Annotated in this window: 23 protein-coding genes; 6 read left to right on the plus strand and 17 right to left on the minus strand. The window is 38.5% G+C overall.

Features of this window, described 5'->3' with window-relative positions; genetic code table 11:
- The first annotated feature begins 5 nt into the window (after positions 1-5).
- On the plus strand, positions 6-2,246 hold the full coding sequence (locus H1R81_RS15700) for a S8 family serine peptidase (protein WP_181841687.1): 2,241 nt from the start codon (positions 6-8) through the stop codon (positions 2,244-2,246).
- A 54-nt stretch (positions 2,247-2,300) separates the two neighbouring features.
- Here the strand turns inward: H1R81_RS15700 and H1R81_RS15705 are convergent, their stop codons facing one another.
- From H1R81_RS15705 to H1R81_RS15775, 15 genes are all read right to left on the minus strand, one after another.
- Positions 2,301-2,924 carry a response regulator transcription factor gene (locus tag H1R81_RS15705; RefSeq protein WP_181841688.1) on the minus strand — a complete coding sequence of 208 codons (624 nt, stop codon included), beginning with the start codon at positions 2,922-2,924 and terminating at the stop codon, positions 2,301-2,303.
- On the minus strand, positions 2,921-4,903 hold the full coding sequence (locus H1R81_RS15710; RefSeq protein WP_181841689.1) for a sensor histidine kinase: 1,983 nt from the start codon (positions 4,901-4,903) through the stop codon (positions 2,921-2,923). Before H1R81_RS15710 ends, H1R81_RS15705 begins: the two co-directional genes overlap by 4 nt.
- Positions 4,904-5,151: 248 nt before the next feature.
- Positions 5,152-6,423, minus strand: coding sequence for an aspartyl protease family protein (locus H1R81_RS15715; RefSeq protein WP_181841690.1), 1,272 nt, complete (start codon positions 6,421-6,423; stop codon positions 5,152-5,154).
- A gap of 170 nt (positions 6,424-6,593) precedes the next feature.
- Positions 6,594-7,370: a tryptophan synthase subunit alpha gene (gene trpA / locus H1R81_RS15720; protein WP_181841691.1), complete on the minus strand. Its 777-nt coding sequence runs from the start codon at positions 7,368-7,370 to the stop codon at positions 6,594-6,596.
- A gap of 87 nt (positions 7,371-7,457) precedes the next feature.
- On the minus strand, positions 7,458-7,793 hold the full coding sequence (locus H1R81_RS15725; RefSeq protein WP_409013559.1) for a Dabb family protein: 336 nt from the start codon (positions 7,791-7,793) through the stop codon (positions 7,458-7,460).
- Positions 7,794-7,995: 202 nt separating this feature from the next.
- Positions 7,996-9,204: a tryptophan synthase subunit beta gene (trpB, locus tag H1R81_RS15730; RefSeq protein ID WP_181841693.1), complete on the minus strand. Its 1,209-nt coding sequence runs from the start codon at positions 9,202-9,204 to the stop codon at positions 7,996-7,998.
- 30 nt (positions 9,205-9,234) lie between these two features.
- Entirely contained in the window at positions 9,235-9,873 is a 639-nt protein-coding gene (locus H1R81_RS15735; protein ID WP_181841694.1) for a phosphoribosylanthranilate isomerase, read from the minus strand.
- A gap of 108 nt (positions 9,874-9,981) precedes the next feature.
- The gene (gene trpC / locus H1R81_RS15740) at positions 9,982-10,770 is read right to left on the minus strand and encodes an indole-3-glycerol phosphate synthase TrpC (protein WP_181841695.1); all 789 of its coding nucleotides are present in this window, start codon (positions 10,768-10,770) and stop codon (positions 9,982-9,984) included.
- Between the two features lie 30 nt (positions 10,771-10,800).
- Positions 10,801-11,787 carry an anthranilate phosphoribosyltransferase gene (gene trpD / locus H1R81_RS15745; protein WP_181841696.1) on the minus strand — a complete coding sequence of 329 codons (987 nt, stop codon included), beginning with the start codon at positions 11,785-11,787 and terminating at the stop codon, positions 10,801-10,803.
- Between the two features lie 22 nt (positions 11,788-11,809).
- Positions 11,810-12,376: an aminodeoxychorismate/anthranilate synthase component II gene (locus H1R81_RS15750; protein ID WP_181841697.1), complete on the minus strand. Its 567-nt coding sequence runs from the start codon at positions 12,374-12,376 to the stop codon at positions 11,810-11,812.
- 77 nt (positions 12,377-12,453) lie between these two features.
- On the minus strand, positions 12,454-13,878 hold the full coding sequence (locus tag H1R81_RS15755; protein ID WP_181841698.1) for an anthranilate synthase component I family protein: 1,425 nt from the start codon (positions 13,876-13,878) through the stop codon (positions 12,454-12,456).
- Between the two features lie 90 nt (positions 13,879-13,968).
- The gene (locus tag H1R81_RS15760; protein ID WP_220275237.1) at positions 13,969-14,295 is read right to left on the minus strand and encodes a PH domain-containing protein; all 327 of its coding nucleotides are present in this window, start codon (positions 14,293-14,295) and stop codon (positions 13,969-13,971) included.
- A 293-nt stretch (positions 14,296-14,588) separates the two neighbouring features.
- Entirely contained in the window at positions 14,589-15,737 is a 1,149-nt protein-coding gene (locus H1R81_RS15765) for a carboxypeptidase-like regulatory domain-containing protein (protein WP_181841700.1), read from the minus strand.
- A 9-nt stretch (positions 15,738-15,746) separates the two neighbouring features.
- A complete protein-coding gene (locus H1R81_RS15770; protein WP_181841701.1) occupies positions 15,747-16,139 on the minus strand; it encodes a hypothetical protein in 393 nt (130 codons plus the stop codon).
- A 5-nt stretch (positions 16,140-16,144) separates the two neighbouring features.
- A complete protein-coding gene (locus H1R81_RS15775; protein WP_181841702.1) occupies positions 16,145-17,542 on the minus strand; it encodes a Gfo/Idh/MocA family protein in 1,398 nt (465 codons plus the stop codon).
- Between the two features lie 65 nt (positions 17,543-17,607).
- Between H1R81_RS15775 and H1R81_RS15780 the strand changes: the two genes are divergently transcribed.
- A complete protein-coding gene (locus H1R81_RS15780; RefSeq protein WP_181841703.1) occupies positions 17,608-17,817 on the plus strand; it encodes a hypothetical protein in 210 nt (69 codons plus the stop codon).
- 36 nt (positions 17,818-17,853) lie between these two features.
- Here H1R81_RS15780 and H1R81_RS15785 read toward each other — a convergent pair whose 3' ends face one another.
- A complete protein-coding gene (locus H1R81_RS15785; RefSeq protein ID WP_181841704.1) occupies positions 17,854-19,356 on the minus strand; it encodes a glycoside hydrolase family 32 protein in 1,503 nt (500 codons plus the stop codon).
- Between the two features lie 229 nt (positions 19,357-19,585).
- Between H1R81_RS15785 and H1R81_RS15790 the strand changes: the two genes are divergently transcribed.
- From H1R81_RS15790 to H1R81_RS15805, 4 genes are all read left to right on the plus strand, one after another.
- A complete protein-coding gene (locus H1R81_RS15790) occupies positions 19,586-20,626 on the plus strand; it encodes a bifunctional oligoribonuclease/PAP phosphatase NrnA (RefSeq protein ID WP_181841705.1) in 1,041 nt (346 codons plus the stop codon).
- Positions 20,627-20,664: 38 nt separating this feature from the next.
- Positions 20,665-21,507, plus strand: a complete 843-nt coding sequence (locus H1R81_RS15795; RefSeq protein WP_181841706.1) for an FKBP-type peptidyl-prolyl cis-trans isomerase — start codon at positions 20,665-20,667, stop codon at positions 21,505-21,507.
- 14 nt (positions 21,508-21,521) lie between these two features.
- Complete coding sequence (locus H1R81_RS15800) at positions 21,522-22,412, plus strand: FKBP-type peptidyl-prolyl cis-trans isomerase (protein WP_181841707.1); 891 nt, start codon at positions 21,522-21,524, stop codon at positions 22,410-22,412.
- A 74-nt stretch (positions 22,413-22,486) separates the two neighbouring features.
- Entirely contained in the window at positions 22,487-23,041 is a 555-nt protein-coding gene (locus H1R81_RS15805) for a hypothetical protein (RefSeq protein WP_181841708.1), read from the plus strand.
- A gap of 19 nt (positions 23,042-23,060) precedes the next feature.
- On the opposite strand, the gene rocD is transcribed toward H1R81_RS15805, so the two are convergent.
- A complete protein-coding gene (gene rocD, locus H1R81_RS15810; RefSeq protein ID WP_181841709.1) occupies positions 23,061-24,299 on the minus strand; it encodes an ornithine--oxo-acid transaminase in 1,239 nt (412 codons plus the stop codon).
- Positions 24,300-24,335: the final 36 nt, after the last annotated feature.

Below are 24,335 nucleotides of genomic sequence, written 5' to 3' on the forward strand. Positions count from 1 at the left end.
TAATCATGAAAAATACCTTTACCTGCTTATGCATTGCTCTGCTTTGGGGCTGTATGTTTGCTGTAGAAGCACAAACTGACGAAGAAAGACAAAAAATAGTTCAGTCGTATGCTAATAGCAATACCCGTATCAGTGTTTTACAGCAACAAGCCCAAAGAAAATTTGAACAAGACGAGAAGAAAGTACAGGAGTTTTTAGCAAAGAATACTCAATTACGCCGTAGCTTCGTAAAAAACGGCTCTTTGTATTATCTGAAATTTATTGATGCTAAGGGTAATCCTGTGTATATCAATACCAAAAACAAGGCATCTGGCGAATTGATTAAAGCAAACCAGCTATATAGTGGTGGTTCTATCGGAGATAATATCACGGGCACAAATATGGTAGCAGGTGTATGGGATGGGGGGCAGGTAAGAGCTACTCATGAATTGTTGTCGGGTAAAGTAGCAATGCAACCAGGACAAACTATGGACGGAAGTGGAGATAATTATAAAGGAAATAACCACCAGACGCATGTTTCGGGTACTATGGTCGGGAAAGATATCCCTAATCAGCCATCTGCGCGTGGAATTGCCTACGGTGCAACTGCCAAAAACTATGACTGGGATAATGATTATACTGAAATGACAGCATTTGCTGGCCAGGGCTACTTGATTTCTAACCATTCTTATGGTTATACTAATGGCGAAGGCGACCCGATATGGCGATTCGGTGCTTATGATGCCTCATCTGTAGCTTTGGATGTGGTTGTAAAAAATGCACCAAATTATCTGCCGTTTATAGCAGTAGGCAATGAGCAAGATCCTAATGCAACCGATGACCAGAATAAACATATGAATGGCAATTGGCTTAAAGGTGGTTTTGATATGGTTACAGGAACTTCTGCATCAAAAAATGTGGTAACAGTAGGAGCTGTGAATGGTGATAAAACGATGTCAACCTACAGTAACTGGGGCCCAACTGACGACGGCCGTGTAAAACCTGATGTTGTTGCCAAAGGAACAGGTATTAACTCTTCACTTTTTGCTATTGAAGGCACTAATACCCCCTCTGACAATGCTTATAGTGGTAATGGAGACGAATCGAGCGGAACTTCTTATGCTACACCTGCTGTGGCAGCATCTGGGCTGTTATTACAGCAATATTATAATAAACTCAATAATGCTTATATGAAGGCATCAACCTTAAAAGCATTACTGCTGGGCACAGCAGAAGACTTAGGACTAACTGGCCCTGATTCTAAGTTTGGCTGGGGATTGGTAAATATTGAAAAAGCGGCTAATGCCATTAAATATAGAAGTAGTTCGGTAAATCCGACAAGTCAAACACATGCCGATGCTACCAGTAAAGGTGCTTATATTGAAGAAATTACAGTTAACCCTACTAATAACTCAACAGCTGAATTATATCGTACAGTTAAAGCCAGCGGTTGTGAGCCATTGATTGTCTCTATTGCCTGGACTGATGATGAAGGTGTAGAACAAATGGAAGAAGATGGCGTCGACAATACTGCAAGCAGAATGATTTATGATTTTGATATGTTAGTGAAAAATATGGGTACTAATGCCGAAACCCGAACCTGGAAGCCAGTGACAATGGCTAATAGAACACAGGCTGCCACGATTTCTACTACCTGGTTTGATGGCAATGGTAATAATTATAAACAGGTAAAAATAGCCACCCCAACACCAAATCAGGAATATAGAATTGCTATCAGAAAGAAAACCTCATCGCCTGCTGCTGCAAGACTGATTTCAATGGTTGTAACAGGAACTATGATGGCTGCACCTGCAGGCAATACGAATCAGACCTTAGCCAACGGTTCCACAATTGCCAATATAGTAGTTACGGGTTCAGACATTAAATGGTATGATGCCGCTGCAGGAGGTAATTTATTGAATAGCTCAGCTGAACTGATGGATGGAACCACCTATTATGCTTCACAGATGATTAATGGTTGTGAAAGTGCAAGGTTAGCTATTACTATTACTTTAGAAGGAGAAACCTCCCCATGCCCACCAACCCTTACCTTAGTGAATCCTGCAAATAACGTGGCTTCAGGGGTAGTTAATCTGAAAGCAAGTAATTCTATCGAAGCCAGCCATATTATTTCGGGAACAGCAAAAGTAGCCTTAAAAGCCGGAAATAGAATAGAATTGAAGCCAAGCACCAATGGAGGTGGTACTACTTTTGAAGTAGCTAACGGAGCAGTTTTTCAGGCTACAATCGGAGGTTGTGAGAACTGATAGAGTAGATGATTCATTAGATTGGTTGAAACGCATTGCCTGTGTTTCAACCAATCACTTAAAATACCTGGTAGCCCAGATAAGCAGAATATTTTTTTCTTTGGGTAATTCGAGTTTCTGAATAATACTTGTTCGGTGTCCTTCTACTGTTTTCTCTGAAATAAAAAGCATATCGGCAATTTGCTTGGAGGTTTTTTGTTGGGCTATCAGCTCTAACACTTTTTTCTCGGTAAAAGTAAGCCTCTCGATAGGATAGTTTTGACTACCTGAGTGAGTATCTATCACTAAATCATTTTCAAGATTTTTACTTATATATTGACCTCCTTTTTTTACAATTTCTATACATTTCTGTAACTCCTCCTGCGCATTTTCTTTGAGAATATAACCTGCTACACCCCATTGATTTGCCTTTCTGAAGATAGTCATTTCTTTGTGCATGGTCAGGAGAATAACTCTTGTAAGTAATTTCAGGCGATACACTTTTTCTAAAACTTCAAGGCCATCCATTCCCGGCATATTGATGTCTAAAATGGCTACAGCAGGCTGATGCGATGAAATTAAATTGAAGGCTGTAATCCCGTTCGAGCATACATCTTCTACTTTATAACCTAAAGACTCAACAAAAGCTTTGGTGCCCATTAATGTAAAAGGATGGTCGTCTGCAATGAGTATTCTCATGATTTTTTAGGGATATGAATCGTAATAACAGTACCATCTGCCGAAGAATTAATATGTGCTTCTCCACCAATCACACGGCTTCTTTCAATAATATTATGCAAGCCAAAAGCTTTACCACTATTCAATGTTTCTTTTACATGAAAACCCTTCCCATTATCTTTTATCTCTATCAGAATATATGTTGGTTGCTCATTAATAGTGATTTTGGCTGCGTGTGCATTAGCATATTTAATGATATTACTTAAGGTCTCCTGAATAATCCGGTAAATCTGAAGCTCATTAGCCGAACTCAATGAGCCTGTATAATTGACATCTGTACTGATAAAGAAATTATGCTGATTCTGAATCCGTTCAACCAATTGTTCAATATTGGGCACTAAACCAATTTTATCAAACATAACCGGATGCAAGTTCCGGCTGATACCCCTTATATCATTAATAATTGTATCAATTTTACTGCTAACTGCTTTTGTGTCTTTACTTAATGACGATTTCAGATTCAATAATTCATGGCTTATACTATCATGTAAATCTCCGGCAATGCGTTTACGTTCTTCCTCTGTATTCTCTAAAAGTTGTCTGGTAAAATTAGCGCTACTCTCTTTTTCCAGTTTTAATGTTTTTTGTCTTTGCCATAAATAATAAGCTGATGCCGCCGCTATTAAGCCAATAATGGAGGCAATCAGAAGGGCTATAAAAGTATTTTTCTGAGTCAGTTCTTTATGCTGCAATTCTATTTGCTGTTCCTTCTTTTCAGTCTGATATTTTCTGTCAAATTCTTTTACTTTTATCCGTAAGGCTTTGTTACTAACACTATCTTGGGCTGTTTGCGCATTTTTTAAATATTTCATGGCAGCTTTATAGTTACCTTTAGTATTGGCGTTCTCCGAAAGTATCTGATTATATAGTGCAAGACGGGCATAATCTTTATTCTCTTTTAGTTTCGGCAGAGCATTTGAATAAAAACTAATATTACCTGACTTTTCCCCTACTTTTTCGTCATAAACAAATTTTGCGTAGTTATAATAATCTAATGAAGATCCGGTGCTTCTTTCCAGACTGAAAGGTTTTATTTCGTCAAGCGTTTTTTTTGCTTCATCTAATTTATTATCATGTATTAACTTCAAGACATACCAGCTATTAATCGCCAGCTTATCATCTTCGGTTTTATGAGGCCATTGCCTGAATAGAGTCATCGTAGAATCAATAAGCGGATATAAATCAGGATGTTGCATCTGGTCATAAAGATCCATCCTGTTTAATGAAACCGTCAGAATACCAGAAGTGTCACGCGCTTCTCTGACAACCCTAAGGCCTTGATTTTCATATTTCATAGCCTCGGGGAAATCGTCCTGAGAACGATAGATACAGGCAATCCCCGAATAACAAGCAGATATAAATACAGTATCTCTTTGTGTTTCAAACATCTCGAGTGCTTTATAGGCCGATTTGAGTGATTGTTCAAGTTTGCCATTATTGAGATGTCCGAACAATAGACCATAATTTATATCAGCAACATTCTGAAATGTATAAAAGTCTTTAGGTTGAATAACCCCTTTGTTAAGATAATAAGAGCAATTATCATACTCTCCATTATCGCAGTAAGTGATACCGATATTATGATAGATACCTGAAAAATAGCGGTCTTGTAGCTTTGAACTATATTTATTTACAAAATTGATTGATACCTGAAGGAAAGCCGTATCATACTTAAAGTTATTAGCAATATTTCTTCCGGCCCAGAACAAAATCTGTGAAGCTGAATCAATCTTATTTTCAGAAACTAATCGATTAAACCGCTTATAAAAAAGAGGTAGATAGGTGCTGTCGTGGAGACTACTATCGGCATTCAGATAGCTACAATAAGCATCCAGTTTTTCATCAGATTTTTTTTGAAAGATTTTTTCACTTGTATCACCCTTTGAACAGGATACAAAGCCTATAGGAGCTATTAGTAGAATGATAAATAATCTCAGCATGGGGCTTGTATGGTAGGTTAGAGCATATATTAAGAGTAATTAATGGTCTTCGTAAAAGTATTCAATCAAAATTAAACGAAATTTTCTTAAATATTTCTGTTGTATCCTAAAATAGGGGTTTCCCCTTATATGTATTGGTTGAGTTTTTTTTGGGAAGTCACGTGAGCCAAAATCAGTGTCACTTTTATCAAAGAAAAAGGGATAATTGCATCACAATTACCCCCTTTCTGATTGTCGAAATAGTAAATTTAAATCATTCTTCTCAATTTAAAGCTGGCAAATTTCAACTCTCCTTTTCGTCTGATGAAAAGCTCTACATCTTTGCCTTCTTTTCTTGATAAGATTTTGTAAATTTCGCTGATAGCCATATCCTTTACATTCTGGTTATTAACAAAAATAATTTCGTCGCCTTCTTTTAAGCCTGCATCATAGGCAGGAGAATTTTCAATAACCTTATTAATATAATATTGATTAAACTGGTCTCCTCTTGCCCGAACATCCATGCCACTCATATCGTGTTCAAAGGTCTCTTTGATGCGATTCTTGATAGGTTTCAGAATCATATAGCCATCTTTATAATTGAGAGTTACCGTGAAACGTCTCAATAGTTCACAACCAATACTACCTTGCCTGCCTTGAGTGGTAGGCGGAAATTTCATACTGAAAGAAAGGCTGTCAGGGAATGAAGCTAAAATGTCTTTCATTTCGAGTGACCCCATACGTATTTTATCTACTCTCCCAATATGGCCATTTATTTCACCATTCAATCCTCTTCCCAGATTGGCTCTCATTACTTTGCCGGGTAATTGAATAGGTTCTTTTTCGCTGGCGTTTAATAGGAGTGCATGTCCTGCACCTGTATCAATTACCAGTCGCATCGGAATTTCCTTATTATCGTTGCTCACCATTGCAATGGCATCAGTATAAGGTTTCGATTGCGTCAGCACAATCGGATAAATAGTACCCATTGACCGCTTATACTTGAACTTGTTGGGGTCTGTAAGAGAGAGCATCTTATGCTCGAAGTCAATAGTAACTACAAAATTGCTAAAAATGTCATGTCCGAAAATACCATGAATAGGTACACCCAAAAATTCCGATAGTTTCAATACATCTTCATCTAACACAACAATATTTTGTTGCGTTGCCACTATATCTCCCATTCTAATCGTATGTCCTACCGACACATTCGCCATCAGGTCTCCTCCTTCACCAGCACCTGTTATTTTGACACGGCGTACATACTTCACGTCTAATGTCAGTGCTCGTTTGGGGTCGGTTACGATAGTTGAAGTTACCCCCGTATCTAAAATAAAACGCAGGGTATCTGAGTCGTCAAGAGTAGCTTTTAAAACGATAAGATTAGCATGTAGGTCAAACGGGAATTTGGCAAATTTCTGTTTTTTCCCTCTAAAGTGATACCCGTATCTGGTATCTTTTTTCCTGTCTTTTTGAGCAAAAGCCAATTGGCTTGAAATCAACAAGATAGCTATTATACAGAGTCTGTAAAACTTTTCCATAGCTATAGCCTTTTCTGTAAATATAGGTATTAAAATTCTAAGGAAATTTAGAATATTTTATAGAGAAACAAAAGTTTTTTTAAAAGAGTTTTAGCTTTTTAGCCAATTTTTAATGCTTTTTTGGGAAAAACCGCTAAAAAATGAGACTGCTGTTCTGAATTTCCTTTATCTTATCCTATTTTTACAGATTTTATATATTCTACCACGTCTGCTCTGATGTCTGAAGCAGACTGTAGCACACGAATAAACTGGCTTCCAATTATAGCTCCTGCCGCATATTCTGATGCTTTTGTGAAGGTAGCATGGTCTTTTATACCAAAACCGATTAGTCTTGGATTTTTAAGATTCATGGCGTTTACCCGGTTGAAGTAAGCTTCCATTTCATCAGAAATACCCGAAGTCTTACCTGTTACGCTGGCACTACTTACCATATAAATAAAACCATCTGAAATCTCGTCGATACGCCTTATACGAGCGGCAGTTGTTTGTGGTGTTATCAGGAATATATTCAGTAAACCGTATTTGTCAAATACGGGCTTGTATTCTTCATAATATTCGTCCATTGGTAAGTCAGGCAGAATCAAACCGTCAACTCCCACTTCCTGACATTTCTGGCAGAAATTTTCAATACCGAATTGTAACACCGGATTAATGTAGCCCATCAGAATAACCGGTATCTGTACTTTTGATCGCATTCCTGCCAATTGCTCAAAGAGTACTTTCAAACTCATGCCATTATCCAGAGCAATCTGGTTTGATTGCTGGATGGTCTCACCGTCTGCTACAGGGTCAGAGTAGGGCATCCCGATTTCGGCAATATCTGCCCCTGCCTCTTGCAAAGCTTCTAATATAGGCATAGTATCGGCCAATTTCGGATAACCTGCCGTAAAATAGAGATTCAATACATTATGAAGCCTGGTTTGAAAAAGCTTTGTAATACGATTCATAAAATCAATAAAATAAAAATAGATAAAGATGAAAAGAACAGGCAAGCCAAACTGATAGATATAGGCTCGCTCGCCTGACAGAAGACATTACTTACTTGCCCAGTAATCGAGCACCAGAACTTTATCTAAATGTGGCCCTAATACCCCAACAAAAGCTTTATGTGCCGGGTGAGGTAGATAAACCTCGCGGTCTTTTTCTGATTTAAAGCTCACAAAGAATAAATGAGTAAATCCTTGGTTCAGATTTTCCGGGCTGTTATTGGTTCCCCATTCAAAATCAGCAATTTCTTTGATTTGTGTCGGGAGTGCCTTGAAAGCCTCTTCTACTTTCTTAATATCTTCAGGGCTACTGGTATCTTTAAACTTGAATAAAACAGCGTGGCGAAGGAGTTTCGCAGGCTCTTTTTTTTGTGCATTTGCCATATAAAAAAAGGGTAATAAAGCGATGGTTAATAGAAGAGTTTTCATTATTTATTTTGGATTGTTGTTTGATTAAATTTTCTGCTACAATGTACACAAAGTAGGCACAATATTGCCCTATTTAATATGCCGCAATAAAATTGTGTAACATTGTGTGCTTGGTGTACATTGTGGCAATTACGTTGTGGCAGTTAAAAAAAGTAACTTACAGATACTTCATATAAGTAGCCAGATCCTTATCTCCACGGCCAGATAAATTCACAACAACCGTTTCGTTTGCACCAGCATTGAGATATTTCAAGACACTAAGCGCATGGGCCGATTCGATGGCAGGAATGATACCCTCCAATTTGGTTAATTCAAAGCCTGCTTCGATAGATTCGTCATCAGTAATGGCATAAAACTTTGCCCTACCCGAATCCCATAAATGCGCGTGTAATGGCCCAATGCCTGGATAATCCAATCCGGCAGAAATACTATGCGGTTCAACTACCTGTCCGTCTTCGGTTTGCATCAGGATGCTTTTACTGCCATGTAAAACACCCGGCTTACCTAAAAATGTAGTAGCGGCCGACATACCCGAATGAATACCGTGTCCACCTGCTTCAGCAGCAATGAGTTTAACATCGGGTTCGTCCAAAAAATGATAAAATGCTCCGGCGGCATTAGAACCACCCCCAACGCAGGCAATCACATAATCGGGGTTTTCTTTGCCAGTTTTCTCGAAGAGCTGAGAGCGGATTTCTTCTGAAATAACCGATTGAAAACGTGCCACCATATCAGGATAAGGATGAGGACCAACAACACTGCCGATGATATAGTGTGTATCTACCGGATTATTAATCCAGTGTCGCAGGGCTTCATTGGTAGCATCTTTCAGGGTTTTTGAGCCACTTGAAGCGGGTCGAACTTCTGCGCCAAGCATTTTCATACGAGCCACATTTGGTGCCTGACGCTGAATGTCAATTTCACCCATATAGACAATACATTCCAGACCCATCAAGGCGCAAACAGTAGCTGTGGCAACTCCATGCTGTCCTGCACCTGTTTCAGCTACTATTTTGTGTTTACCAAGACGTTTGGCTAAGAGTATCTGCCCGATGGTATTGTTTACCTTATGCGCGCCTGTATGACACAGGTCTTCACGTTTGAGATAAATATTGGTTTTGTATTTTTCTGACAAGCGATTAGCAAAATAGAGAGGAGTTGGGCGTCCTACATAATTTTTCAATAAATCCTGAAATTCTTCCTGAAAATCCGGTTGACTGATAATCTGCAAATAGTTCTGCTGTAATTCTTCTACATTCGGATATAACATTTCAGGAATATAGGCACCACCAAATTTCCCATAATAGCCTTTTGCGTTTACCCCAAAGGCTGTTTCTTGTCCTTTATGTTGTTCTATGCTTGTCATTTTATTAAGTTTTCTATCGTAAATTCTTTATCATACCTGTATGCTTTTTCGTTCACGCATTTTTGTAATCAATTCGGCTATTTTTTCAATATCTTTTATGCCGGGTTCAACTTCAAACTTGCTATTTACATCAAAAGCATAAGGTTTAGGTGTAATAGTAGCTAATTCGTCTAAATTGTCAAGACTGATTCCTCCGGCTAAAAAATACGGCTTCTGATTATCGTATTTTTTCAGAATGCTCCAATCGAATGTAACACCATTGCCACCATAGCCGTCTCCTTTGGCATCAAATAAAAAGAAATCAACGTGCGGCTTGTAGTTATTCAATTGGCTGAAAATAAAAGTTTCGTCCAAACGGAATGCTTTAATGATGTTAACCCCTTTTAATCGTAGACTTTTACAAAAATCAGGCGTTTCGTTGCCATGCAGCTGCACATACTGAAGATTATATTTTTTCACATTCTGTAAAATATAATCGACTGTTGAATTCACAAAAACACCTACTTTTCTGACTTCTCTGGTTATGGATTGAATCAATTCAACATCTAACAGATTACCAACGAATCGTGGAGACTTATCGTAAAAAATAAAGCCGATAAAGTCAGGTTTGAGCTCGATAAGCTCTTTAATGTTTTCGGCATCTCGCATGCCACAGACTTTCAGTTTCATAAAAATTATTTCCTTGCCCCCAAAGGAAATTTAATTTTACTCATACTCGGGACCAAAGCATGAATTGTAGAAAAATCTAATAAAAGATGTCAAAATTAACATTTTTTATTAGATTTTAGCAATAAATTCACCGAGTTTTGCACCTGGATTGTCATCTTTCATAAAGGTTTCACCAATTAGAAACCCTTTATATCCTACTAATTTTAATTGGTTAATTGTTTCGGGCTGACTAATACAACTTTCAGAAATCTTCACAATTCTTGCCGGAATTTTATCAGCTAATGCTAAAGATGCATTGACGTTATTTTCCGCAAAGTTTTTCAGATTCCGATTATTTACTCCAATAATATCTACATTTTCTAACGGACTCCTTTCCAATTCTTCCTCATCATGTATCTCTAAAAGGACTTCCAGACCCAGGTCATGCGCTTTCAGGCTTAGTTCTTTTATCTGTGCGGGGCTTAAACAAGCGGCAATTAACAAAATAACATCGGCACCCCACGCTCTGGCTTCATAGAGTTGATAGGTATCAATCATAAAGTCTTTTCTCAGAATTGGCGTATCAGGGTTAGCTGCTCTGGCTTTGAGCAAATCTTCTTTTGTTCCTCCAAAAAAATCAGTATCAGTCAATACCGATAAACCCGCAGCCCCTGCCGAGGCATAACCGTTTGTAACAAATTCAACAGTCAGTTGGTCGTTGATAATGCCTTTAGAAGGAGATTTTCGTTTATGTTCGGCTATAATTCCCGAAGAACCATCGGCTTTTAATCTTTCACTTAAGGATATGGTTTTTCTCGAAAAAAGCGGCTCTTTTGCTAAATCTTCTATAGTAGTTTTTGCTTTAGCTTCCGCTACTTCAATGGCTTTACGAGCCACTATTTTATCTAAAATGGTCATGTTATATGTATCAATAGGTAGTTTTATGGCTTATTCTTCAACTAATTTTTTTAAGGCATTCAAGGCTTTTTTACTTTCGAGCGATTCCTTGGCTTGTGCAATGCCCTCGGCAATACTAATACCTCTGGCTACGCTTAAGGCTACTCCGGCGTTGGCCAGCACTACATTAGTTTGTGCATTTGTGCCTTTATTTTCTAATATGTTTATCAGAATACTGGCCGAATCTTCAAGTGTACTCCCTCCGTGCAAATCAGATTGCGCAGTTAAATCAAAGCTGAAATGCGATGGTGAGTGAACAAATACACCATGACGAGTGCCTATATTAAAGTCGTTAGTAAACGAAATTTCGTCATAACCCCCTAAATCATGTATAATACCAAACTGTGCTGCCGAACGGTTGAATAATTGCGTGTACAAATCAAATACAGTCATATCATATACGCCCGTCAGTTGTTTTTGTACTTTTGCCGGATTCAACAACGGCCCCAACATATTAAAAAAGGTCTTTAAGCCTAATTCTTTTCGGATAGGGGCTACATGCTTCATCGCCGGGTGAAACAGAGGGGCATGCATATAACAAATACCTGCTGTTTCAATTTTATGTTTCAGAAAATCGACATCATTGGTAAACTTTACGCCTAAATATTCAAGAACCGTACTTGAACCCACCGAAGATGAAACCCCATGATTGCCATGTTTGGCAATGGCTTGTCCGGCTCCGGCTACAACAAATGCTGATGTTGTAGAAATATTAAAAGTATCTTTACCATCACCCCCTGTACCACATACGTCCATCGGGTCGAAATCAGTTAAATCAATAGGTACGGCTAACTCAAGCATGGCTTGCTGAAAACCCTCTAATTCTTCCACAGTAATGCCTCGCATCTGAATACCCATCAGAAAAGCGGCAATCTGTGAATTGTTACTTTCTCCTCTTCCTATTGTCAACAAGGCTTCTTTAGCTTCCTTGCTTGATAAGGTTTGACCTTGCAATAAAATCTGCAGATATTGTTTCATTTTAGGATAATAATTAGGCAAATTAATTTTTCAACCAGTTTTCAACCATTCTTACGCCATGTTGTGTCAGGTATGCTTCAGGGTGGAACTGAACGCCTCGCACATCATATCTGGTGTGAGCTTCAGCCATCACAAAGCCTTTTTCGTCAACAGCCGTTATTTTAAGCTCTTCGGGCATAGTTTCGGGTACAACCGTCCAGGAATGATAACGGCACACCTCTATTTTTTCGGGTACGCCCTGAAAAAGCTTTTCACCCTTATCTGTAATAATACAAGAGGTTGTAACCCCGTGCAGCACATCGCCCATATTATGCAATTTAGCTCCGAATGCTTCTCCGATTGCCTGATGACCCAGGCATACCCCAAAAATACTTTTCTTGGATGCATATTCTTTAATCAGGTCAATCATGATACCTGCTTCTTCAGGAATACCCGGCCCCGGTGAAAGCAGGATTTTATCGTATTTTGCTACGTCTTCTAATGCTATTTTATCGTTTCTGAATACATCTACGTTTCCACCTAAGTCTTTCAGAATATAGACCAGATTATAAACGAATGAGTCATAATTATCAAGAACCAGAATTTTCATTTTTTAATATTTTATTGAAATTGTTATATCAATTTTTTATTTTTCCCTTATGGCGAACGAGACGTTCGCGCCACAAATTATATTTCGCTTGCCATTTCAATGGCTTTCCTAAGAGCTGCCAATTTTAAATGTATCTCTTTCATTTCTAATTCTATATCTGACTTTGCCACAATACCCATACCTGCCTGATAGAAAAGCGTATTGTTTTTACTTAAGAAAGTACGGATAGCAATGGCATGATTGAAATTGCCTTTGAAATCCATGAAACCAATAGCACCTCCGTAGATACTCCGGTTGGTTGGCTCGAATCGGTTAATAATGGTCATGGCATTGTGCTTAGGTGCGCCTGAGAGCGTACCTGCCGGAAAGGTATCTGCAACCAACTGCAAAGGATTAGTACCTTTGTGCATTTTTCCGGTTACTTTTGAAACCAGATGGATTACGTGACTATAGAATTGTACCTCTTTAAAAATATCAACTTTTACTGAGTCTGAACTTCTGGATAAGTCATTCCGGGCTAAATCAACCAGCATCACGTGTTCTGCTGATTCTTTAGGATCGGCGTGTAGCTGGCGGGCTAATTCGGCATCGCTTTCGTCGTCACCGGTACGTCTGAAAGTACCAGCAATCGGATGAATTTCTGCCTGCCCATCTTTAATATAAATCTGCTTTTCAGGCGAACTGCCAAAAATATGGTAATCACCACCATCAAAATAGAATAAGTAAGGAGAAGGATTGATAGAGCGTAAGGCCCGGTAAACATTAAAATCATCGCCCTCGAATTTTCTTGAAAAACGTCTGGAAGGAACTATCTGGAATACATCACCGCGTAAACAATGGCCAATACATTTTTGGATGATTTCTCGCATATCGTCATCGTTAATATTAGTCAATTCTTCGCTATCAGCCTTGAATCTTGAAGTGGTTACTTTAGGGTTTTTGACAAAAAGCTCCAGTTTTTCCAGGCCATCTTTGTCTGGTTGAGGTTCTTGGCCTTCAGGCGTATAGGTATGCTCAAAAATGTATAATTCGTCTTTAAAATGGTTGATAGCAATTACATATCGGTAAACACGGTAGAGGATTTGCGGAATGGTGGTTTCAGCACTTTTTTCCTGAATCTCTATGTCTTCAAAATATTCTACAGAATCATAAGTAATATGCCCGAACAACCCATTCGTAATAAAAGAAAACTCACTTTTAGGCATCTCAAATTTAGCTGCAAAATCCTGTAAAACGCCTACTGCCTCTTTACGATTGGCTAAAGCGAACTGGTTCTTGGTGCCGTCCGGGAATTTCTGGGTAACAACATCGTTGTCTAATTGAAAACTGGCTACTTCGTCGCAGGCAATATAGCTGAAACTATTGTGCATAGCGTGGTAATCGGCACTTTCGAGAATAACCGAATGGGGGTATTGACTACGGATTCTTTGAAAAATTCCGACCGGAGTAAGCATATCGGCCAATAAACGTTTATATCGGGTTGTTATACCAAACTTTTGCATTTCTATCAGAGGTTTGTACTAATATTTTTATTAATCAATTTCAGTGTTCGAATAAATTCTGCTTGTCGTTCCGGTGAAATAATCACAGAATCATAATTTATCATAATAAATCTCAATTCTATCTCTTACTGATAAAGCCGGAGAACTGATTGGATTAGCTGTTTTTTTTATTTTTCTTATCTTTTTTATCTCAATTGTTTCATTAAACACGAATCCGCATACAATTTTCAAAGTATTTCCCTCAATCTGGTAATAGGTTCTGAATAAGAAACTCAGAATCAAGACTTTCACTACCATAAGCACTCCCACCATTATCCAGATCTTTTCAAGGGCTGTCATTACCACCAATACTATAAGAAAACATAGAAGGGGGGCAAAAAGCCAGTAACTTATTTTTGAATGGAATCTTTGATGCATAGCACAAAAAAAGCGGCTCACAGGATGAACTGTAAGCCGCTGAATATATTTTGATTACTCAATACATAGCTATGCTGTTCATCCTTTGCCGGAAGAACGCCACCACCAGATGTTAGCTATGATATTTCGTCGATTCATTGTCTGTGTTGAAATTGTTGATACAAAAGTATTGCGTAAATTTTTAAAACAAAATTTTTTTAAGAATTTCTGAATATTTTTTTTATTATCTGGTAATAGCTAAGGTTTTTTACTGTTCTGGTTGTAAAACCAGGTATTTGCTATAGCCAGTATTTTCAAGGGGTATAGTCTATGGGTAAATCCTCTGCTACTAATTCCCAACTCCAATAGCCCTGGTAATGAATGCCCTCGGCATCAAAATATTGTCCGTCACTTTCAACGGTAACATTAGGTTTGAGTAGTTTTATGGTAGATACTTGCGGTGCAGTCTTATAAACATCATTAGCTTTTTTACGACTTCTGAAATAGGTATAAGGCTCTGCTTCGTTCACATAGGTTATCTCAAGTAAATCATCAAATTTTAGTAGCGGATGACCTCTTGTCGAAAGCGTACTATCAATAATCTCTTTGTATGTAAGGGTTTGTTGAGGGAGATTGCTCTTATTAAAAAATTTTGTGGTAATATAAACGGTAGAATCGCCGGGTAGTGCTACTAATAAAGTGTCCTTACGAGGAACATAGCGTTTAACAATTTTCTTCAATAAAAAACCTTCTTCAAATAACTGTCTTTGATACAAGGAACGCATAAAGTGCATAATCGAGCCATAATAGGCTTTATGTCTGTTCTCTACCCATCTTTTTTCTTCCTTCTCATTATTTGGAATCAAGCTCTCATATACTACATGACCACTGTAAAAAATCCGGTGTTTTTCTTTGTTCAAAGAATACTCGTCTAACTGAAATTTCAATTTATAGCCTAAGCCTCTGTTTTCAATAATAACTGGCTCCTGCGCCCTTGCAGTGAATTTCTCAGGCGCGTTCTCAAAATACAACACTTCCGGGTTAACCAATTTACATTGAATAGCATTTTCGCTTTGCCCAATAAAATTCTTAGAAAAAAAATCTACGTTATCCTGCCAATAAAGGTCCTTCTTACGGTGTGCTTTGATAGTAACAGCATCTAAGGCATTGTTACCAGGGACTAAATTAATGCGATACGATTTAGCAATTTCTGCCTGAATCGATAACACCAGTGTTTCAAAACCTATATAAGAAACTACCAGATTGAATTTTCCTGGAGGTACATTTTTAAGCGAAAAAGTACCGTTTGAGTTTGTTTGAGTGCCCTTAGTCGAATTAGCCAGAAACACATTTGCGCCTGGGAGAGGTGTCTGGTCTTGATTGTTAATAATAATGCCTTTTATTTCAAACTGCCCGTATCCGAAGAAAGGGTAAAATAACAATATGATTAAAATCTTTTTCATGAAAATGGGCTACTTATATGTATCAATAATCCCTCCTGTCTGAAACGAAACTTCTTTTACTAAACTGGCAGCATTAAAATACAATAACATTGAGCGCGAGTTAGTCGGATTCTGAATATGCTCACATTGAGGGCCTTTTTCTAAGAAAAACACAAAGACCTTTTCGTTACGACGGCTCAGAATCTGGTAGTCATATCGGCCGAAGTTTTCTATAATCAGGTTTTCACTCAGACCAAGTATTTTAGGTCTGAGTGCTTTCAGAGGGTCAATCAGTTTTACTCGTTTGTCTTCACAACCACCTCTGTCAGTCTTGAAACTCTGTAAGTCAAAATCTCCTAAATCAGCTTTTTTATTTTTACAGGCACTTAAAACTAAAAGTGCAATAATTAATAATTTACGCATCACTTTTAAATTTTTATTTCTACCATTTGTTTGCCTGATCGGCTTTTCTCGGCCATAAAGCCCATCACATGGCTTTCAATAGACGCATCAATAGTTGATGTTAATAATTCGGGTTTATTCTGGGCTACTGCCTGCACAAAATTGCGGGCTAAACCATAGTCGCCGCCGGCATGGCCTGATGCCTGACTTTTGTATTCGGGCAATTCGCTGGCTCGCCATTTGGTGTTCTGTTTCGTACGAAAATCATAAGTCTGAATCTCGTCCATATCTCCCCACACTTCCCCATGCGAAAACATCAGCCGGGTCTTACGGGCTTCAAAAGACGTAAAGGCTTCCATAGCAAAGTTTACTGTAATACCCCCCTCAAACTCCATTGATGTAGTGTAATGGTCAGGCTGGTCGTTATTCATTCTATAAACACAACGACCGTATGGAGAAGTTTTCAGTTTCTCTAAAATTTCATCACCTTGCTTAGCCGGGTCATCGGTTACATCAAGTACTCTTATGCGCAGGCGTTGTTTATGGTAAATATTAATAGCCGAAAAAGGACATTCAGCTTCTACTTTACAGCCATCTGTACAACGCTCCGTGCTACCTTCAGGGGCATTTTCTTTTCTGAACCAACTCAATGAGCCATAAGCTGCAATATTTTTACAGGGTTTGCCGATAATCCAGCGCAGAATATCCAGATCATGGCAGGATTTTGCCAGAATAATCGGATTCGTGTCTTTGGCCACATGCCAGTTGCCCCGCACATACGAGTGTGCCATGTGCTGGTATTCAATACCCTCCAGATGATTGACACTGATTAATTGTCCGAACTGGCCGCTTTGTGCGATTTCTTTTAGTTTTCTGAAATACGGCGTATAGCGTAATACATGGCAAACAGCAATAATTCTTTGGGTTTTCTTAGCCATTGCCAATATATCTAAACATTCTTGATATGATGGTGAAATAGGTTTTTCAAGTAGTACATGATAGCCCATTTCCAGTGCTTTCATAGCCGGGCCGTAATGCAGGTCGTCAGGAGTTGAGATGATAATGGCATCGGCAAACTTAGGTACCTTAAAAACATCTTCCCATGTTTTAAAACGATTTTTCTCTGCTATATTATGATCTTTAGTGTATTTATTGTTTCTGAATGGGATGGGTTCTGCTACCCCTACTATATCCAATTCATTCGGAAATGCCAGGGCAAAGCGCCCATATACATTGCCTCTGTTACCTGCCCCTAAAACAATAGCTGTTACTGGTTGTTCAAATGCAATGTATCGTTCGTCATGTGGTAGTTCGATAGGTTCGTTATCAGGGTTTTCTGCAAAAGCATCGGTATTGAAAAATGATAAACCACCAGTAGTTAAGCCAAAGGCTTTAAGAATATCTCGTCTTGAAAAACTGTCCATTTAGGGTAGAATCGTTAAAATTGATTACTTTTGCAAATATACTATAAACACAAACACATCAATTAATGCAAGGAAAATTAGTAAAGATAGTGCCTGCTTTCATGCTTGTTGTTATGGTTATTATCACAGCGGCAGTATTGGTGGCCTATTATACAGGCCATCAGGCATTAGCACTTACAATCCAGAAAATTCAGTTTTATACAGTTGGAATAGGTGCTGTTGTAAGCCTGTTTCTGCTGTTTAAGCAACGCCAGCAAAAGAAAAAAGCTGAATAAACTAACAGGTTTATTCAGCTTCTGTTTTCAGGTAGATCAATCCTTCTGCCACTCCCATACTTTCAGTTTTGTAACCTTTGCTCTGCCATCCCGGCTGAATAATTGCCAGTTACCATTATCTCCCTCCGGAAAAATAAGACTGGTTATAACTGCTTCGCCGTCATTGCCAAATACTTCAATAGACGACTGGTCAACAAAAATCAATAATCTTACCGTTCCTCTTGCTATTTTCATAGGGCTGGCATCCATTGAAGAAAAATTAGGAGCAATGACTTTACCCGAATTAATACGATTAATATAGAGTTGTTCGCTATCTTTCTGATAGCCAATCAGCGTTTCCTGATTATTCGCTGCATTTTTCATTACTTTTACCCCTACTTCTCTGGCTCCGGCCAACTCAAACTCAACATCGATCATATAAGATCCAGCCTGATTCCGCCACATCATGCCGTTATCTTCCTCTATACTCATCTCTTCCATCTGCACAACCCCATGCCAGTTTTTTGCCTTTAAAACTTCTTCAGCAGGCTTTTGCAAAAGTCTTAATCCCTCCCGGGTTCTTTTTAAAGAAATTTCTCTCGGAATACTCATTTGCCCTTTCCACGGAAACGTCGGAAGAGCATCGGTATAGTTCCAGCTCGCCATCCAGCCCAACATACTTTTCTTAGGTGCGTTACTGAAAGGAATAGCCGCATAAAAATCTTTACCATAGTCAACATACAACTTTGTATCTGCTGGATTTTCATTAGTAAAGGTTTTCCCGTCAAAATTGCCGACAAAGTACTGCATACCTATAAAATCCTGATGAGGGCCGTTAGAAGAAAGCATCAATACCCATCTGGTGCCTTGTTCGCCCTCTATTGGCAGTTCTATCAGTGAGGGACATTCCCACATTTTTCTTAAATCCCCCTGTTTGCCGAATTCGCTTAATAGTGTCCAGTCTTTCAGGTTTTTAGAGCCGTAAAATTGTGCCTTATATTCGAGAGGTAATACAACTACCATCACCCATTGTTTAGTGGGTTCATGCCAGAACATATTCGGGTCACGAAAATCTTTCATGGCCTTTCCGCTTGGTTGAGGGGCCGGAATCACAGGGTTGCCTTCAAACTTTGTCCATGTTCTGCCTTTATCGGTCGAATAGGCCAAATGCTGATTTTCTTTTTTGCCATGATAATCGGCCGTATAAATTGCTACAAAACTATTAGCACCAAAACCACTCGTATTATTTTTGTCAACTACCACACCACCTGAAAAAATCCATACTGAATCTTCTGGAATAGCTACTGGCAGGTGTTCCCAGTTCACTAAATCCTTGCTTACGGCATGCCCCCAGCTCATATGCCCCCATTTATTTTCAAAAGGATTGTGCTGATAAAAGAGATGCCATTCGCCATCATGATACAAAAGCCCGTTAGGGTCGTTTGTCCAGTTTTTTGCAGGCGAAAAATGAAAATTAGGTCTCCACTGTTCGGTAGATGCTTGTTGGGCATAAACTACAGAACTGATAAACAGAAACAAAGCAAGGATAAGTTTTTTCATAGGATAAAGATTAGGGAAATCTATATACAAACATAAAAGAAATTATCAATTCAAGTCGCTAATCTTGATTAATTATATTACTTTCATAATATTCTGAATTTTCAGAATATTCTAATTATACAGAATATATAAACACATTTAAAATTCTATAAGAATTATATTATCAAGGGTTTAGCATTAGTTTTCTCATGTTTGTTTTCCCGTCATTACTTTGTACCTTTGCGCCGCTATGCAAGAGTTTTTCACGGATTCGGTACAAAAAATACAAGAATTTAACGATTTATTGGCGTCACCCCGAAAAATTGTTATTACTACTCATCAAAACCCAGATGCCGACGCACTTGGTTCGTCGTTGGGTTTAGCTTCCTATTTAAAGAAAAAGAATCATGTTGTAACGGTTATTACACCTACCGACTACCCTGAGTTTTTACAATGGATGGCAGGCGAGAAGGAAGTAATTAACTTTGAGAGTGACAAACAGGATATGGCCAGACAGTTGGTAGCTGATGCAGAAATAATTTTCTGCCTTGATTTCTCAGCGCTGGGGCGTATCAAAAGCATGGAGGAATATGTTAGGAAAGCTTCAGCAAAAAAAGTGCTCATAGACCACCACCAACAACCGGAACATTTTGCTGATTTTGTTTTCTGGAATGAAAAGGCCGCAGCTACCTGTGAATTGATTTATCAACTGATAGAAATTCTGGGCGATAAAGCACTAATTGATATTCCTGCTGCTGAGTGTCTCTATGCAGGTTTAGTAACAGATACAGGGTCATTCCGGTTTGATAGCACTACCAAAGATTTACATAGAGTAGCAGGTGAATTAATAGAAATAGGTGTAGAGACAAATAGCATACACCGGAAAATTTTTGATAATAACTCTTTAGAGCGTATTCAGTTTTTAGGATTTGCTATAAGCCAGAAATTAGTCTATTTGCCTGAGTACAGAGTGTCGTACATGACAATCTCCAAAGAAGAGTTAGCTAAGTTTGGTTCTAAAAACGGCGATACTGAAGGAATAGTAAACTATGGGCTTTCGATTAAGGGCGTCGAAATGACAGCCATGTTTGTCGAGAGAGAAGATATGGTACGCATTTCGTTCCGCTCTGTAAAAGATTTTTCTGTAAGCGAATTTGCCAGAAATCATTTTGATGGTGGTGGGCACAAAAATGCCGCAGGTGGGCGTTCTTATGTGAGTCTGGCAAAAACACTTGAGAAGTTTCTCGGTCTTTTGCCTCAATATAAAGCAAAGCTGTTAGAAAGCGAATAAATATCTGATTAAGTAATATATCATAATTAATAAATTTCATGACAAAATTTTTGAAACCTACATTGGGTCTTGCGGTAGCAACAGGTTTGCTCTTTTCTTGCGACAACTTTAAAGTAACCCAGGAGTCCGATGGCTCAAAATACCAGATTCACGAAAAAGGAAATGGTAAAACAACGGCAAAAGAAGGAGATATCGTAACTTTTGATTTAGTAATAAAAGCTCCTAACGATACAGTTTTTACCGATACTTATAAAAGAAAAGAACCAATTGTAATGCCTTTACCTAAAGGCCAGTTTAAAGGCTCTTTTGAAAACAGCCTTATGCACTTATCAGAGGGCGATAGCGCAACTGTTTTTGTAAGTGCAGACTCATTGTTTATGCGTGTGCAACAACCTTTACCTCAAGGGGTAGCCAAGGGTTCTGATATGAAATTTATTGTGAAAATAAAAGCAATTCAAAACCAGGCACAATATCAGAAAGCACAGGAAGAAAAGAAAAATAATGAGTTGAAACTCATGGATAATTTTGCCAGGAAAAACTTCCCTAATGCCACAAAAACACAATATGGTATGTATCGGGTCGTTCTGAAAGAAGGTGCTGGTGCAACCATTGTGGCAGGAAATACCGTCAAAGTAGATTATACGGGAAAACTGATGAACGGAAACGTCTTTGATAGTTCAGTAGGTAAACAACCAATTGAATTTCCGGTTGGGCAAGGTGCAGTAATTCCGGGTTGGGAACAGGCATTAATGATGATGAAAAAAGGAGAAAAGAGTATTTTCTTTATTCCATCAAACTTGGCTTATGGAGAGCAGGGTAGTGGTCCTATTCCGCCTTTCAGCCCATTGGTTTTTGAAATGGAAATTATCGATGTGAAATAAATAATTTAATTGTAATGAAAAAGATAGTACTCGGATTAGTTGTAGTAGCTTGCTCTGTTTTATTGAATGCCTGTAATGGTTTTCTGACCAATGACCTGGAAGAGACCATGAAACTGAATGAACAACAGATGTTGAATTATATCAACACCAAAAATCTGCAGATGACCAAAGCAGACAACGGTATGTATTACCAGATTACCCAAACCAATGCTTCAGGGAAGAAAGTAAATTTAGGAGATGAGGTAAAATTGCATTTTGTTTTGTCTTTATTGGATGGTACAAGAATTGATAGTACAGAAAGACTGAAAAATGCTCCATTCTCAGGTATTTTTGGTGGTACAATAGGTTTACAAGGATTATTAGATGCGATCAATACTTTAAGAGAAGGCGAAAGAGGCCTTTTCTTGATTCCGTCTTATTTAGCTTTTGGTTCTCAAACGCAAAATAAAATTCCAGCTAATTCGGTTGTGGTTTTTGATCTGGAAGCGGTCAGATACCGTTCAGAAGATCAACAGATCGAAGAGTATATTGCTACAGGTACTAATACAACCTTTGTATCAACAGATACGACGGCGTCTGGTGTAAAAGTTCTTAAAATAACTGAAACAACCGGTACACAATTGGCAGCAGGCCAGACAGCCACTGTAAAATATACAGGGTATCTGGCAAGTACTATCAAACAGTTTGATACCGGGCAGATAGATGTATATTTAGGAGGCGGAGGTGTAGTAAAAGGCTTTGACGAGGGTTTGCAAAAATTAAGAGTAGGAGAGAAAGCGGTGCTGGTTTTCAAGTCAGCACTTGGTTACGGAACACAAGGAATAGCAGATCAGACAACTAATACTTATAAAATTCCGCCTTATTCACCTTTAATCTTTGTTGTAGAGGTTAAGAGCACAAAATAAAATCATTATTTTCTGTAATTTTAAAGCCCCTGAATTTTTCAGGGGCTTTATCGTTTCAATAGATTTTTACAAATATGTCGAAAATACCTAAAGAACTTGAAAAAGCAATTGTCGAACTTCCTGCCAAAGAGAAAGATAAAATGCTTTTACGACTAATAGGCAAGAATGAATTATTAGTACAACAATTACAATATCAGTTACTTGAAAATGAATCTTTTTTAGGTGACAGGCGCGATGAAATCAAGAAAAGTATTCTGAGGGTTTCAAAAATGTATCATGATACGCCCGGCTGGATGATGATGGATATGAGGGATTTGAATAGTCGGATTACGAACCATGTAAAAATAACTAAAGATAAATATGGCGAAATAGAACTGACTTTATACCTGCTCAATAGTTTTTTCGATAACCAGTTGAAACTATTAGAGAAATATAGTAGTAAATCTGATACAATCGCCTTATATATTGCCAAACGAACAGAGTTTATACTAAAAAAATTGCCCAAACTCCATGAAGACTATTACATAGAGTTTGAGCAAGAGGTTAATAAATTGTTAGAGCGGGTTAATAACTATGCTCCTGCGTATTATGTGCGGCAAATGGGTTTACCCAAAAGCTGGGAGTATTAGAACTAAGCTGACAATTCGCCTATTCAAAACTTCTGATAGTGTCAGAAATAATATCTACACAATCCCACAATTGCGACTCCGTCATTACTAAGGGGGGAGCCAGGCGTATTTTATTGCCATGTGTAGGCTTTGCCAGCAGGCCATTCTCTTTAAGTTGATTGCATATATCCCAGGCCAGGTCAGAATCTTCTGTAGTATCAATCAAAACGGCATTCAGCAAACCTTTTCCGCGTACTTGTGTAATAATACTGGTCTCATCTACCAACTTCAGCATTTCACGGCGGAAAACATCGCCTAAACAATCAGCATTCTCAGCCAGATTCTCATCTTTTACTACCTGCAATGCCTCCATAGCCACTGCACAGGCCAATGGATTCCCGCCATAAGTAGAACCATGCTCACCAGGTTTCAGCGTCAGCATAATTTCATCATCTGCCAGTACTGCTGAAACAGGCAAAACTCCACCAGAAAGGGCTTTACCTAAAATAATCATATCAGGGCGTATATCATAATGGTCAGTAGCTAATAATTTACCTGTTCGGCCAATGCCTGTCTGAATTTCGTCAGCTATAAACAGTACATTGCTTGCTTTACATAATCTATAGACCTCTGGTAAATACGGGTCATCAGGCACAACTACCCCTGCTTCTCCCTGAATTGGCTCTACAATAAAACCAGCAACGTAGGGATCGTTGATTAACGCTTCTTCTAACGCTTCTATATTGTTATAAGGCACTACTTCTATGCCTGTCATATAAGGGCCAAAATCTTTACGGGCTGTTGGGTCGGTTGAGGCAGAAATAACCGATAAGGTTCGTCCATGAAAATTCCCTCCGGCAAAAATTATTTTTGCCTTGTTTTCAGGAATACCTTTTACCTGATATCCCCATTTACGGCATAGTTTCATCGCTGTTTCTACAGCTTCAACACCTGTATTCATGGGTAATACTCTGTCATAGCCAAAGTATTGGGTAATATATTCTTCAAATCGACCAAGCACCGAATTGTAAAATGCCCGTGAAGTGAGTGTCAGCTTTTGAGATTGCTCAATTAATGCGTTGATAATGCGTGGGTGGCAATGCCCCTGATTAACCGCAGAATATGCCGATAGAAAATCGTAGTAACGTTTCCCTTCAACGTCCCATACATACACACCTTTGCCTTTGTCTAAAACCACCGAAAGTGGGTGATAATTATGGGCTCCGTAGCGTTCTTCCAATTCAATTAGTTGTTCGCTTAAATGAGTATCTACTAACATAGTATTGGTATTTAATTTTTCTCTGGTATATACGAC

Origin of the sequence: Emticicia sp. BO119 (genome assembly GCF_013912375.1) — a bacterium.
Lineage (GTDB): Bacteria > Bacteroidota > Bacteroidia > Cytophagales > Spirosomataceae > Emticicia.

Coding starts and splice junctions, on each gene's coding strand:
- H1R81_RS15780 (WP_181841703.1), top strand. CDS start 17,608: ATGCAAGGAAAATTAGTAAAGATAGTGCCTGCTTTCATGCTTGTTGTT.
- H1R81_RS15710 (WP_181841689.1), bottom strand. CDS start 4,903: ATGCTGAGATTATTTATCATTCTACTAATAGCTCCTATAGGCTTTGTA.
- trpA (WP_181841691.1), bottom strand. CDS start 7,370: ATGAATCGTATTACAAAGCTTTTTCAAACCAGGCTTCATAATGTATTG.
- rocD (WP_181841709.1), bottom strand. CDS start 24,299: ATGTTAGTAGATACTCATTTAAGCGAACAACTAATTGAATTGGAAGAA.
- H1R81_RS15770 (WP_181841701.1), bottom strand. CDS start 16,139: ATGCGTAAATTATTAATTATTGCACTTTTAGTTTTAAGTGCCTGTAAA.
- H1R81_RS15755 (WP_181841698.1), bottom strand. CDS start 13,878: ATGCAAAAGTTTGGTATAACAACCCGATATAAACGTTTATTGGCCGAT.
- H1R81_RS15700 (WP_181841687.1), top strand. CDS start 6: ATGAAAAATACCTTTACCTGCTTATGCATTGCTCTGCTTTGGGGCTGT.
- H1R81_RS15760 (WP_220275237.1), bottom strand. CDS start 14,295: ATGCATCAAAGATTCCATTCAAAAATAAGTTACTGGCTTTTTGCCCCC.
- H1R81_RS15715 (WP_181841690.1), bottom strand. CDS start 6,423: ATGGAAAAGTTTTACAGACTCTGTATAATAGCTATCTTGTTGATTTCA.
- trpB (WP_181841693.1), bottom strand. CDS start 9,204: ATGACAAGCATAGAACAACATAAAGGACAAGAAACAGCCTTTGGGGTA.
- H1R81_RS15800 (WP_181841707.1), top strand. CDS start 21,522: ATGAAAAAGATAGTACTCGGATTAGTTGTAGTAGCTTGCTCTGTTTTA.
- H1R81_RS15795 (WP_181841706.1), top strand. CDS start 20,665: ATGACAAAATTTTTGAAACCTACATTGGGTCTTGCGGTAGCAACAGGT.
- trpC (WP_181841695.1), bottom strand. CDS start 10,770: ATGACCATTTTAGATAAAATAGTGGCTCGTAAAGCCATTGAAGTAGCG.
- H1R81_RS15765 (WP_181841700.1), bottom strand. CDS start 15,737: ATGAAAAAGATTTTAATCATATTGTTATTTTACCCTTTCTTCGGATAC.
- H1R81_RS15790 (WP_181841705.1), top strand. CDS start 19,586: ATGCAAGAGTTTTTCACGGATTCGGTACAAAAAATACAAGAATTTAAC.
- H1R81_RS15805 (WP_181841708.1), top strand. CDS start 22,487: ATGTCGAAAATACCTAAAGAACTTGAAAAAGCAATTGTCGAACTTCCT.
- H1R81_RS15725 (WP_409013559.1), bottom strand. CDS start 7,793: ATGGCAAATGCACAAAAAAAAGAGCCTGCGAAACTCCTTCGCCACGCT.
- H1R81_RS15750 (WP_181841697.1), bottom strand. CDS start 12,376: ATGAAAATTCTGGTTCTTGATAATTATGACTCATTCGTTTATAATCTG.
- H1R81_RS15735 (WP_181841694.1), bottom strand. CDS start 9,873: ATGAAACTGAAAGTCTGTGGCATGCGAGATGCCGAAAACATTAAAGAG.
- H1R81_RS15785 (WP_181841704.1), bottom strand. CDS start 19,356: ATGAAAAAACTTATCCTTGCTTTGTTTCTGTTTATCAGTTCTGTAGTT.
- H1R81_RS15775 (WP_181841702.1), bottom strand. CDS start 17,542: ATGGACAGTTTTTCAAGACGAGATATTCTTAAAGCCTTTGGCTTAACT.
- trpD (WP_181841696.1), bottom strand. CDS start 11,787: ATGAAACAATATCTGCAGATTTTATTGCAAGGTCAAACCTTATCAAGC.
- H1R81_RS15705 (WP_181841688.1), bottom strand. CDS start 2,924: ATGAGAATACTCATTGCAGACGACCATCCTTTTACATTAATGGGCACC.